The organism is Nocardiopsis prasina DSM 43845 (assembly GCF_000341265.1).
In the GTDB taxonomy this organism is placed as follows: Bacteria; Actinomycetota; Actinomycetes; order Streptosporangiales; family Streptosporangiaceae; genus Nocardiopsis; species Nocardiopsis prasina.
In genome coordinates this window covers 1-11,116 of the sequence record NZ_ANAE01000189.1, presented here as the reverse complement: position 1 = coordinate 11,116, position 11,116 = coordinate 1, and the positions used below count along the sequence as shown (strand labels likewise).

General features: G+C 71.5%; 13 protein-coding genes and 1 CRISPR repeat array. Of the genes, 7 read left to right on the top strand and 6 right to left on the bottom strand.

The genetic code is table 11. The features are described from left to right. The first annotated feature begins 36 nt into the window (after positions 1-36). Entirely contained in the window at positions 37-438 is a 402-nt protein-coding gene (locus tag D452_RS0122950) for an NUDIX domain-containing protein (protein ID WP_017546483.1), read from the top strand. Between the two features lie 66 nt (positions 439-504). Here the strand turns inward: D452_RS0122950 and D452_RS0122945 are convergent, their stop codons facing one another. Together D452_RS0122945 and D452_RS0122940 are read right to left on the bottom strand one after the other, a co-directional pair. After that, the gene (locus D452_RS0122945) at positions 505-1,437 is read right to left on the bottom strand and encodes a GNAT family N-acetyltransferase (protein WP_017546482.1); all 933 of its coding nucleotides are present in this window, start codon (positions 1,435-1,437) and stop codon (positions 505-507) included. An 86-nt stretch (positions 1,438-1,523) separates the two neighbouring features. Beyond that, positions 1,524-2,528 carry an MBL fold metallo-hydrolase gene (locus tag D452_RS0122940; protein WP_026129599.1) on the bottom strand — a complete coding sequence of 335 codons (1,005 nt, stop codon included), beginning with the start codon at positions 2,526-2,528 and terminating at the stop codon, positions 1,524-1,526. A 193-nt stretch (positions 2,529-2,721) separates the two neighbouring features. Between D452_RS0122940 and D452_RS0122935 the strand changes: the two genes are divergently transcribed. After that, positions 2,722-3,264, top strand: a complete 543-nt coding sequence (locus tag D452_RS0122935) for a single-stranded DNA-binding protein (RefSeq protein WP_338042030.1) — start codon at positions 2,722-2,724, stop codon at positions 3,262-3,264. Positions 3,265-3,269: 5 nt separating this feature from the next. Here D452_RS0122935 and D452_RS0122930 read toward each other — a convergent pair whose 3' ends face one another. The 4 genes from D452_RS0122930 to D452_RS0122915 form a co-directional block, all read right to left on the bottom strand. Further along, a complete protein-coding gene (locus tag D452_RS0122930; RefSeq protein WP_017546479.1) occupies positions 3,270-4,289 on the bottom strand; it encodes an HAD-IIA family hydrolase in 1,020 nt (339 codons plus the stop codon). A 60-nt stretch (positions 4,290-4,349) separates the two neighbouring features. Continuing rightward, positions 4,350-5,189 (bottom strand): aminoglycoside N(3)-acetyltransferase, encoded by an 840-nt coding sequence (locus tag D452_RS0122925; protein WP_017546478.1) that lies wholly within the window; start codon positions 5,187-5,189, stop codon positions 4,350-4,352. Positions 5,190-5,360: 171 nt separating this feature from the next. Beyond that, a CRISPR array of direct repeats spans positions 5,361-5,637; the repeat unit is 32 nt; unit sequence GTAGGCCCCGCGCACGCGGGGATGGACCGGCG. A 51-nt stretch (positions 5,638-5,688) separates the two neighbouring features. Continuing rightward, positions 5,689-6,957, bottom strand: a complete 1,269-nt coding sequence (locus tag D452_RS0122920) for a DUF1015 family protein (RefSeq protein ID WP_017546477.1) — start codon at positions 6,955-6,957, stop codon at positions 5,689-5,691. 30 nt (positions 6,958-6,987) lie between these two features. After that, the gene (locus D452_RS0122915; protein WP_017546476.1) at positions 6,988-7,338 is read right to left on the bottom strand and encodes an SCP2 sterol-binding domain-containing protein; all 351 of its coding nucleotides are present in this window, start codon (positions 7,336-7,338) and stop codon (positions 6,988-6,990) included. Between the two features lie 187 nt (positions 7,339-7,525). Between D452_RS0122915 and D452_RS0122910 the strand changes: the two genes are divergently transcribed. From D452_RS0122910 to D452_RS0122890, 5 genes are all read left to right on the top strand, one after another. After that, a complete protein-coding gene (locus tag D452_RS0122910) occupies positions 7,526-8,215 on the top strand; it encodes a hypothetical protein (RefSeq protein ID WP_020379989.1) in 690 nt (229 codons plus the stop codon). Between the two features lie 60 nt (positions 8,216-8,275). Continuing rightward, positions 8,276-8,455 carry a hypothetical protein gene (locus tag D452_RS0122905; protein ID WP_017546475.1) on the top strand — a complete coding sequence of 60 codons (180 nt, stop codon included), beginning with the start codon at positions 8,276-8,278 and terminating at the stop codon, positions 8,453-8,455. A 30-nt stretch (positions 8,456-8,485) separates the two neighbouring features. Next, the gene (locus tag D452_RS0122900; protein WP_026129598.1) at positions 8,486-9,286 is read left to right on the top strand and encodes a TlyA family RNA methyltransferase; all 801 of its coding nucleotides are present in this window, start codon (positions 8,486-8,488) and stop codon (positions 9,284-9,286) included. 109 nt (positions 9,287-9,395) lie between these two features. After that, the gene (locus D452_RS0122895; RefSeq protein ID WP_017546473.1) at positions 9,396-10,322 is read left to right on the top strand and encodes an NAD kinase; all 927 of its coding nucleotides are present in this window, start codon (positions 9,396-9,398) and stop codon (positions 10,320-10,322) included. Between the two features lie 48 nt (positions 10,323-10,370). Then, a partial coding sequence (locus tag D452_RS0122890) for an AAA family ATPase (protein ID WP_017546472.1) occupies positions 10,371-11,116 on the top strand: 746 nt, incomplete at its 3' end.

Genomic DNA, 11,116 nt, shown 5'->3' with positions numbered 1-11,116 from the left:
CCGTCGAGTGGCCGGGAGCCACTCGGCGGCGCCGTCGTGTACCTGGGGGCGGTCCCCCAGCGGTACGACTCGGTGGTGTGCCTGACCTATCTGGGGGAGCGCCCTCTCATGGTCCGCCACCGACGGCGGGCCTGGGAGTTTCCCGGAGGCCATCACGAGAGCGGCGAGGACCTCTACGGCACCGCCCGGCGGGAGGCGTTCGAGGAGGCTGGGGCGACCCTCGGAGACGTCCGGCCCCTCGGGTACTACGTGTTGTCCGGCGGGCACACGACCGTGGTCACGCACGCCCAGGTGAGCGCACTGGAACCGCTGAGCGGCGAGTTCGAGACCGTCGAGGTTCGTGCCTTCGACCGGCTTCCCCCGGAACACGAACTGTCCTGGGCGGACGGTCTGTACGCGTACCTCCTGCGGGTTCTCGCGCTGCCCGGCGCCCGCTAGACACCTCCGCGGCAGCGCACCGCCACCGGCCAGCCACACCCGACCGCCGCATGCCCGAGTCCGACCTCAGGCACTCACGCGCCGGACATGGAACCTCTCCACGCCCACCGCCTCGTACCCGAGCCGGTCGTTGATGGCGAGCATCGGCTGGTTGCTGACGTGGTTCTCCGTGTAGGCGTGCCTGAGCCCCCTCCCCCGGGCCCGGTGCAGGGCGGAGATCTTGGCGCACTTCGCCAGCCCGCGCCCCCGGTACTCGCGCTGGGTGCCGGTCATCGCCGATCCCACACGGGTGTCCTGGTCGGACATGTAGGCGGAGAAGGAGACCGGGACTCCCTCGTGCGTCATCACCAGGCTGATGTCGAGGTCGATCAGCGGGTTCTCCCAGATCGAGTTGAGCCAGAACTCGTAGGGGGCGAACTCGTCCGACTCACCTGGTTCGTCCTCGTCACATGCCTTGTCGAGCTCGTAGAGCGGTCGTGGGTCGTCGAAGTCGCTCATCCGGCGCAGCTCGAAACCCTCCGGCGTCTCGGGCCGGTTCGGCAGCCCACTCAGATCCAGGCCGAGGACGTGGTGCTCCTCCTCCACCTCGTATCCGCGTTTCCGGGCCGCCTGGTGAAAGCAGCCGCCTCCGGTCTGGACGCCCTCCTGTGCGCTGTTCGCGCGCAGGATGTTCGCCCCCTTCTCGATGAGGCTGGCCTCCGAGGCGGCCAGGAGCTGTTCTGCGAGTTCCGCGGTTCGATGACTCTCGGCCAGGGCTCCGAGGTAGCTACGGCCCGTGCGTGTCCCGTCCTCGTGGGTTCGCAGCCGACTCAGAAGGTGTCCGACCACGGTGTCGCCCACCACCGCGACCAGGCGGGTGTCCTGCGTTCCGGGCATCGGGTGGGCGAGCCGCCATCGCATGTGTTGTTCGGTGAGGATCAGGCAGGGGAGGGAAGCGCGGATGAGCGAGTAGGCCTGAACGGTGTCGGAGGGACCACCGTCACGAATCTGAGGGGTCATCCGGGGAGGGTATGCCGGGCGGGTCCGAGCACGCACGGGAATTTGCGGCGTGCTCCCACCCCGCCCGGTCCCTCACGGAGGAGGGCTCAGGCCCGCTCCTCCTCCGACTTCCGCTTCGCCTCGGCCTGCTCCTGGGCGAGCCGGTCCAGCCAGTGCACGATGCCGCTCACGTTGGCCTCCGGGCCGCTGAGCGTGTCCAGGACGGCCTTGGTCCCGCTCGAGGCCTCCGGAGGAAGGGGCTTGTACCGGCTGATGACCTTGTCGCGCACCATCGCGATGGCGTGGTCGAGGTCCCCGCCGGTCTCCCGGGAGTCCCGTACGGTCTCCACCCACAGGCGCAGTTCGCTCTCGGCGCGGTCGATGGTCTCGTTGACGGCGTCGTGTGCGCCGAAATGGGAGAACATGAGCCGCTGTGCACCGATGTCACCGAACAGGCGCAGGGTGCGCAGGCAGGCGTCCATGTCGAAGTCCGGGGGCGGGGTGGCCGGGCGCAGGTCCCCGGTGAGGGGGTTGTACACCCCGAGGGCGTCGCCGACGTACAGGTCGCCGGTCCCGGTGTCGACCAGCCCCATGTGGTGCTTGGCGTGGCCGGGGGCGTAGTGCGACACGAGCCTGCGGCCCGCGCCCAGGTCGATCTCCCCGGTCTCGGCCACGGACCGGATACGGGCGGCCTCGGTGGGACGCATGTGCCCGAACAGGGACTCCAGCCGGTCGCCCCACACCATCTTCGCGCTGGCCATCAGACGGCTGGGGTCGGCCAGGTGCCGGGCACCGCGCTCGTGCACGACGATCTCCGCGTTGGGGAACAGGGCCGCCATGTCCCCGGTGCCGCCCGCGTGGTCCAGGTGGATGTGCGTGACCACGATGGTGGCGAGGTCCTCCGGGGCCAGCCCGAGCCGGATGACGGCGTCGCGCAGGACCGGGGCCGAACCGGCGGTGCCGACCTCGATGATGCAGGGCCGCTCGGTGCGGATGAGGTAGGCGGACACGACCCCGGGATAACCGGCGAGCATCGTGTCGATCGCGTAGATCTCGTCACCGAGCGGAGTGATCCCCTCGGGCAGACCGCTGACGTCCACGTCGTCGTGCACGGCGGGCACCCCTCTTCCTCAAGCGTCCTTCGGTCCGCCGCGGACCGAACCGACTCTAGGACAAGGATGTCATGGCAGCTGACGGCGGGGTCGCACCGTTGTCCACAGCCTCCGAAAGGGCCTTTCCCTCCACCACCCACCCGGGTGATCCTGGAACCAGCGCGCGCACCAGGACACTCCCAGAAAGGCCCTCGTGCTCGAATCCACCCCCGCACCCGTGTCGTCGAAGTCCACCCACGCCACCATCCCACCCGGCCACTCCACGAGGACTGCTCCCGGGCCGGTCATGCCCGAGCCGTCGGGAACGACCTCCGCTTCGGGGAGCCCGAACGGAACCGAACCGCCGCCCCTGTCCCCAGACCTGGCCGTCTCCGACGTCACAGCCCCGGAACGTCCGGACCGGGCCGAAGGACACCGCAACGAGGTCCTCGTGGTCGGCCGCGTCACCGCCGCCCCTTCCGAACGCGAACTGCCCAGCGGGGACCGCCTGGTCACCTGGCGGATCTGCGTGGCCCGCCCCGAAGTACCCGGACGAAAGCGGGCTCGGGCCGACTCGATGACCCTCGTCTCCTTCGATCCGCACCTGTGCGCGAGGGTGGAGGGCTGGCGGGTCGGCGACGTGGTCCGGGTGACCGGTGAGCTACGCCGCCGGACCTGGCGGGGTTGGAACGGGATCCACAGCGTGCTGGAGGTGGAGGCGGACACCGCCTCGCGGGTACGCGAGGCGGGTCGGTGATCCGGTCACCAGCCCAGGACGGCCAGGGCCTCGGCGGCCGAAGACCCTGAGGGGTCGACCGTCTCGTCGGCCCAGACCGCCGTGCACAGTGCGCGCAGGCCGTCCAACCGGTCGCCCTCCCCGGACAGGCGAACCGTTCCCTCCATCGATGTGACGGTCCATCCTCCGCACTCGGTGCGCGCGGTGTCCCCTTCGACACGGCGCACCGGGCCCGGGTGGGGCTCGTTCATCCCGGACACGTCCCACGACAGGTAGCGGGGGCGCTGGTGGGCGGGGGCGGCCAGCACGTCCTGCGGGGTGGCCACACCGGACAGGACCAGGAGCCCGGCGGCGCCGTGCACGGTGGCTCCCTCGATGTCGGTGTCCAGCCGGTCGCCCACGATCAGGGGGTTGCTCGCGCCGGTGCGCATCATGCCCTCCTCGTGCAGGGGGCGCATCGGCTTGCCGGCGATCACTGGCTCGACCCCGGTGGCGTGCGCGATCACCCGGACGAAGGAACCGTTCGCGGGGGTGACCCCCCACTCCGTGGGAGCGGTGGCGTCGGAGTTGCTGGCCACGTAGAACGCGCCGCGCGAGACAGCGAGCGTGCCCTGGTCGAGGAGGTCGCGAGCCATCGTCCGTGAGTAGCCCTGGACCACGGCCACCACCGAGTCCGAAGAGACCGTGACGGGCCGCAGCCCCATCCTGCGGACGGCCTGGCGCAGCCCGGTGTCCCCGACCACGAGCACCTCCGAACCCTCCGGGTACCGGGCGGCGATCAGGCGCGCTGCGGCCTCCGCGGAGGTCACCACGTCCTCAGGGGCGGCGGGCACGCCCAGCTGGGTCAGGTGCTCCGCGATACGAGCGGGGGTGCGTCCGGCGTTGTTGGTCACGAAGGCGACCCGGGCCCCCGCGGCCCGGGCCTTGCCCACGGCCTCGGGTGCCGCGGGCACGGCTTTGGGACCGATGTAGACCACACCGTCCAGATCGAGGAGCATCGCGTCGTGGAGCTCGTTGAGCGGGCGGTCAGCGGCCTGCAAGGACATGGTGTGGGGTCCGATTCCGTGTGGCGGGAGAGGTCACCCCCAGGCTAGGCCGCCGTGGGCTCACGGCCGCCAGCCCTCGGATGTGGGTTCCGTCGCAGCCGGTCGGTGCTCGGTGAGCCAGCCGGTGGCGAAGGTGACCGCGTCCTCCAGCGAGAACAGTCGGGCGGTCGCCGAACCCACACGTCCGACCGTCACCGCGCCGGTGGCCTCGAACTCGGCGCCGAGTTCGGGGAAGTCGCCCTCGTCCAGGACCACACCGGTGTAGGTGACCCACTTCCGTTGGCCCTCGTCGTCACGGATGGCACACGAGGAGGATTCGGTGGGCGGATCGGCCATCCGGTACTCGGCCAGGTGGAATGCGGTGCAGGAGTCGTAGCCGGTGCCCAACAACAGGACTCGCGCCCCGACCCGTTCCATCCGCGCCAGGGGAGAGCCCTCACCGAGCGCCGATTCGAGCGGGTGGGGGTGCATGAGATGCGCCGCTCCCGGGCCCAACGCGGCGAAGGAGGTCTGCGGGTGGGAGCTGCGTACCGCGCCCGGCCACGTGCGGACCCGTTCGGGAACGCGTCCCATGTAGGTGCTGGGGGTGATCGCGGGATCGAAGGCGGGCGCTTCGGCGCGGATCGTCTCCCACCACGCCCGCGGCACGGGCGGGTTGACCCAGCGGGAGGGGTCGGTGTTGCCCATGGTCTGGGTGGGAACCACGAGGTTCCCAGCGGGCCCCACCGCGTCCAGCAGCGCCTGGACCACGGCCTGGTCGGCCCCGCACACCCACCCGAGGGAGCGCAGTGAGGTGTGGACCAGGAGTGTGTCACCAGGGCGCACCCCCAGGTGCGCCAGGTGCAGGGTGAGTGAGGCCGCCGTGCGCGGCCCGTCCGAGAGGTAAGGGGGAGTGGACACGAGGGCGCTCCGGTGCTGGTGGACACTTCGGGCCATTTTCCCAGCGGGAACGCCCGCGAGGCCAGTCAGTTTCGCTCTCGGGCCCTCTCTGCCATGATGCGACCCCCGGAACGCCTGCCGATGCGATTATCAAGCGGAGATAACGGCTCGCGTTCCCGCAGGTCGCGAAGCGTAGGCCCCGCGCACGCGGGGATGGACCGGCGGTCCAAGCGGCGCGGAGGCGAGCGAACATGTAGGCCCCGCGCACGCGGGGATGGACCGGCGCTCTTGCCGTTCTTGCGGGCGACACCCACGTAGGCCCCGCGCATGCGGGGATGGACCGTCGGAGAGGATCCCGCCTCGCACGTGTGGCCGGTAGGCCTCGCGCACGCGGGGATGGGCCGGAGGTTCTTCAAAAGCATCAAGGAAGGCCTCCAGTAGGCCCCGCGCACGCGGGGATGGGCCGGGGTAGGGGGCCTTGCCCCAACCGCCATGACGAAGGCCCGTATGCGGGGCCTGGCTAGTCCAGGACTCGCATGACGAGCCCCGTGCGGGGTTTGGGGCCGAAGGACGTGGACTTGCGGGGGGTGAGTTCGCCCCGGTCGGCGACGGCGTAGACCTGCTCCACGTGCAGCGGGGGCACGATCACCGCAGTGCCCTTCTCGTCGCGGGCAGCGGCCTCGGCCTCGGCCGGGTCGTCATGGACCATCCGCACGTGTTCCTCGGGGAAGTGCCACAGGGGCAGGAGCACCTCGTGCAGGGCGGCCGTGGCCAGGTGGCGCCAGTCGGGGGAGCGGTCGGGCATGGCCCGTTGGAGCACGGCCTCGTCGAATCCGCTCACGAGGTGGGCCTCGCCCTCAGCTGACACCAGGAGCAGGGCCGGGGCCTGCGCGTCCTCCAGGAGCGCGGGGTCTGCTTCGGTGACCGGCTCCACCCGGGCCACGGTTCGGGCGGCGGCCAGGGCCTCGGCGGTGTCCAGGCCGGGCAGCACACGGTGGATGGCGCCGAGCCGGGGCGGGTGGGCGTCGCTGTCCACGAGCAGGGCCAGACCGTGGTTCCAGCCCGGGTCGGCGTTCTCCTGGCGCAGCTGGCGGTAGGCCGCGTAGCGGTGGTGTCCGTCCGCGATCAGCGCGGAGCGTCCGGCCAGGTCGTCCGCGATCTCCTGTTGGATCCGCGGGTCGGTGACGGCCCACAAGCGGTGTTCGGAACCGTCGCGGGTCCGCGTGGACACCAGGGGCCGCTGTTGGTCCCCGGTGTTCTCCGTGACCGCTGATGCCGCGCCGTCGGCGCCCCGGTACATCAGGAAGATGGGTTCGAGGTTGGCGCGGGCCACCTCCATCAGGCGGAAGCGGTCGCGCACCGGGGGATCGGCCACGTCCTCGTGCGGGCGCACGGCGGGGTCGAAGCCCTCGTCCGGCAGCCCCAGAGCCCCCACCAGTCCCCGTTGGGTCTGGCCGTCGGCGGTGACCTGCTCGTAGACGTAGAGCGCCGGTTCCTCGTCCTGAGCCAGGACCCCGTCGGCGATCCAGCTGCGCAGGAGGTCGGCGGCGGTCTGGTAGCGCGCGGACACCTCGGGTGCCTGCCGGGAGAGTTCGAAGGGCAGTGTGACCCTCGCCGCGTTGTGGGGGTCGGACCGTTGGAGTTCGCGTGCCTCGTCCGCGTCGGGGATGTCGTAGGGCGGGGCCAGCAGCCGTGCGATGTCGAAGACACCGTCGATGAAGCGTTCGACGTCGGGGGCCGCGTAGCGCAGACCGCGGAAGGGGGCCAGGACGAGTGGTTGGCGAGGCATCCCAGCAAGGTACCCGTCGACGGCCTTCGTTCAGAGCGCGCGTCGCAGGCGGAGCATGTCGCTGAAACTGGCGTCCACCTTGAGGCGCCGGGTGAACAGGGCCTTCGCCGGGTCCAGACGGTCCTCGGCGAGGGCCACGAGGTCATCGCTGGACACGGTCACCCGTACCTGCGGGGTACCCGCGGGAGCGTCCAGGGGGTGGGGGGTGACGTCGGTGAGCCCGTCCGTGGTCAACCGCATGTCGAAGGCCGTCCCGAGGTCGGGGACGATCACGCGCACCGTGCGTTCGCGGATGTGTTCGCGGCGGCGGTCCAGGGGCTTGGCGAGGATGCGCTCGTTCGCCCGGGCGATGCCTTCGAGGCACGCGTCGATGCTGCTCATGGGGTCATGATGCCCTACCGGCGCGACGCCTTCGGGTGGTTCCACCCTGGGAAGCTCCCTCGTTTGCGTGTCACACGGGTCCCGGTCCCGGTAGCGTTGGCGTCGAACCCCCCCGGAGCACGAGGCCCCTCCCTCCCCGCGCCCTCCTTCCCTTTCCTCCTGCGGTCCCTTCAAGGAGCAAGTCATCATGGTCGTCGACGCGGTACGCACCTATCTGGACGCCGCCAATGGCCTCACCGAACTCTCGCGCAAGCAGGCCGTGGCCGCCGCCAAGACCCTGCTGCGCGCCAACGGGGCGACCCCCGTCGCGGTCCCGGACGGCGAGGCGCCGCCCAGGGTGGGGCAGAGCATCCAGACCCTGGCGGGCGAGCTGATCGAGACCAGCCAGGCCAACCGGGCGGCCGTCGCCGACCTGGTGCGGTCCGAGGTCCGTAGCGCGCTGGAGCAGATGGACATGGTGCCGCGCGGGGAGTACGAGCGGATGGTTCGCCGGGTGGCCGAGCTGGAGCGACGGATGGCGGCGCGCCACGCGGTGGAACGGGTGCTGGAACCCCGCGGCGGTGCCTCTTCGGAGCTGCCCGCACCCGAGGAGAGGGCGCCCGCAGCCGTCCAGGAGAAGCCGGAGCCCGTCGTGGACGAGGAGTCCCACGGCGCTCCGAGGAAGGGCGAGGAGCCTCCGGCTGACAAGGACGACGCGCCCGCGAAGAGCGGGGCCGAGGCTCCGGAGGCAGCGGTCGTGGAGGACGGCGACGGCTCGAAGGAGGGCGACACGGCCCAGGACGGCGCCGCCGCGAACCAGCCCCGGAGCAAGCCCAAGGCGGCCCGGCCGCGTGCGACCCCCAAGCGCGCCACCAAGGGCAAGGGCGCCAAGAAGTAGAGTCCGTTCCGGGCGCCGGACCACCGGCGCCCGCGCGGGTGGTCGAAGGGACGGGGAGCGATGGACCCGAGCGAGCAGGCCGAGGCGTTGGCGGAACAGACACTCGGCGCGACCAAGGAGCGGTTGGCCGCGCTGGACGCGCTGCCCACCCACGAGCACGTGGCGGTCTTCGACACGCTCCAGCAGGAGCTGTCGGGTGTTCTGGGTGCGCTGGGACAGAACGCCCGGGGTCCCCGATAGTGGCCGGAACGGCCGGTACCCTAGGTGACCATGGCAAAACGTAGTCGGCTCGACGCGGAACTGGTCCGCCGAGGCCACGCACGCTCACGGGGACACGCGGCCGAGTTGATCGAGGACGGGTGCGTCCTGGTCTCCGGCATGGTGGCGTCCAAGGCCGCGACCCAGATCGGCACCGACCAGCCCGTCGTGGTGCGCACACCCTCCGAGGAGCCGGCCTACGTCTCCCGTGGCGCGCACAAGCTCATCGGGGCGCTGGACGCCTTCGAACTGGACGTGAAGGGGCGGCGGGCCCTGGACGCCGGGGCCTCCACCGGTGGTTTCACCGACGTCATGCTGCGGCGCGGAGTGGCGCACGTCACGGCGGTCGACGTCGGATACGGACAGTTGGCCTGGTCGCTGCGCAGTGACGACAGGGTGCGGGTCATGGAGCGGGTCAACGTCCGTGAACTCACCCCCGAGATGGTCGGCGAGCCCCGTCCCGACCTGGTGGTCGGCGACCTGTCGTTCATCTCCCTCAAGCTGGTCCTGGGCGCCCTGCGCGAGTCCGTGGCGCCCGACGCCGACTTCTCGATGATGGTCAAGCCCCAGTTCGAGGTGGGCAGGGATCGCGTGGGCGCGGGCGGTGTGGTCCGGGAACCCGAACTGCGTGCCGAGGCCGTGTCCGACGTGGCCGCGCACGCCCTCACTCTGGGGTTGGGTGTGGTCGGCGTGACCGCCAGCCCGCTGCCGGGCCCCTCGGGCAACGTCGAGTACTTCCTGTGGATGCGCGCTGGTGAGCCCCCTCTGGACCCGGCCGCGTTGGAGCGCGCGATCCAGGAGGGGCCGTCCTGAGGGCGTGGCCTCCTGTCGCAGGAGTCCGGTAACGTGACCCGGCCGGGTGCGGTCGAGCACCCGGTCAGCACCAGACTTCCCACCGGGGAGCGAACGTAAGGGGACGGCGATGACCAGCGGACGCAGCGTTCTCCTGCTGGCCCACACCGGCCGGCCCGCGGCCGTACGCAGTGCCCAGTTGGTCCACGCGCGCCTGAGCGCGGAGGGTCTGACCGTCCGCATGCTCAAGAGCGAGGTCGAGGAACTGGCGGCCTCCGGCTGTGTCCTGTCCCCGGTCGAACCGGTCGAGGCGGCGGGTGCCGCCGAGGGCGTCGAACTGGTCATGGTGCTCGGCGGGGACGGAACCCTGTTGCGGGCCGCCGAGCTCGCCCGACCGGCCGGTGCGCCGCTCCTGGGGGTCAACCTCGGACACGTCGGCTTCCTGGCGGAGGCCGAACGCGAGGACCTGGGCGCCACGGTGAACAGCGTCGTCAACCACGACTACGTGGTCGAGGAACGCATGACCCTCGACGTGGCCGTCTTCAACGGTGGCCGGGGCGACGGCGCTCCGCCCGTGCGTTCCTGGGCGCTCAACGAGGCGACCCTGGAGAAGGCCGACTCGCGCCGCATGCTGGAGATGGTCCTGGAGGTGGACGGGCGCCCCCTGTCCAGCTGGGGCTGTGACGGTGTGGTGTGCGCGACCCCCACGGGTTCCACCGCCCACGCCTTCTCCGCCGGAGGCCCGGTCGTGTGGCCGGACGTGGAGGCGCTGCTGGTCGTGCCGATCAGCGCGCACGCCCTGTTCGCCCGCCCCCTGGTGGTCGGGCCCGAGGCGACGGTGGCGCTGGAGGTGCTGCCGGAGACCACACCGGGCGTGCTCTGGTGCGATGGACGGCGTATGGTCGAATTGCCCGTGGGAGCACGAATCGAGATCACCCGTGCCGATACGCCGGTCCGGTTGGCCCGGCTGCACCGAGCGCCGTTCACCGACCGGCTGGTGGCCAAGTTCGGCCTCCCGGTCTCGGGATGGCGGGGGCGGGCCGCACACGGACGCTGATCCAGCGCCGTCGCAAGCAAAGGGCGTCAACTATCAGGAGAGGGATCGGTGCTCGAAGAAGTCCGAATCCAAGGCCTCGGTGTCATCGACGACGCCGTGTTGGAACTGTCACCGGGTCTGACCGTCGTCACCGGTGAGACCGGCGCGGGCAAGACCATGGTCGTCACCGGGCTGGGACTGCTCTTCGGTGGACGCGCCGACCCCCAGCGGGTACGTCCGGGGGCCGACCGAGCCGTGGTCGAGGGACGGTTGACCGTGCCCCGGGGCGGTCGAGTGGCCGACCGGGTGCTGGAGGCCGGGGGCGACATCGACGACGACGTCCTGATCCTCACTCGCGCGGTGTCGGCCGAGGGAAGGTCACGGGCCACCATGGGCGGCCGTTCGGCGCCGGTCAGTCTGCTCGCCTACCTGGCCGACGACCTGGTGGCCGTGCACGGGCAGTCCGACCAGCAGCGCCTGCTCCGCTCGGACCGTCAGCGCTCGTCGCTGGACCGGTTCGCCGGGGACGACCTGGCCAGGGCGATGAAGCGTTACACCGCCGCCTACCGACGCCACCGCGAGGTCTCCGCCGAGCTGGACGAGCTGGTGGAGCGGGCCCGCGAGCGTGCCCAGGAGGCCGACCTCCTGCGGTTCGGTGTGGAGGAGATCGCCGCCGCCGCGCCCCAGCCCGGTGAGGACGCCGAGCTCCTCACGGAGGAGACCCGGCTGGCGCACGCCGACGGACTTCGGGTGGCCTCGACCACCGCGCACGAGGCGCTCACCGGCGACCCGGCCGCGGCCGAGGTCCAGGCCGA

Coding starts and splice junctions, on each gene's coding strand:
- D452_RS0122945 (WP_017546482.1), bottom strand. CDS start 1,437: ATGACCCCTCAGATTCGTGACGGTGGTCCCTCCGACACCGTTCAGGCC.
- D452_RS0122930 (WP_017546479.1), bottom strand. CDS start 4,289: ATGTCCTTGCAGGCCGCTGACCGCCCGCTCAACGAGCTCCACGACGCG.
- D452_RS0122920 (WP_017546477.1), bottom strand. CDS start 6,957: ATGCCTCGCCAACCACTCGTCCTGGCCCCCTTCCGCGGTCTGCGCTAC.
- D452_RS0122915 (WP_017546476.1), bottom strand. CDS start 7,338: ATGAGCAGCATCGACGCGTGCCTCGAAGGCATCGCCCGGGCGAACGAG.
- D452_RS0122910 (WP_020379989.1), top strand. CDS start 7,526: ATGGTCGTCGACGCGGTACGCACCTATCTGGACGCCGCCAATGGCCTC.
- D452_RS0122905 (WP_017546475.1), top strand. CDS start 8,276: ATGGACCCGAGCGAGCAGGCCGAGGCGTTGGCGGAACAGACACTCGGC.
- D452_RS0122900 (WP_026129598.1), top strand. CDS start 8,486: ATGGCAAAACGTAGTCGGCTCGACGCGGAACTGGTCCGCCGAGGCCAC.
- D452_RS0122895 (WP_017546473.1), top strand. CDS start 9,396: ATGACCAGCGGACGCAGCGTTCTCCTGCTGGCCCACACCGGCCGGCCC.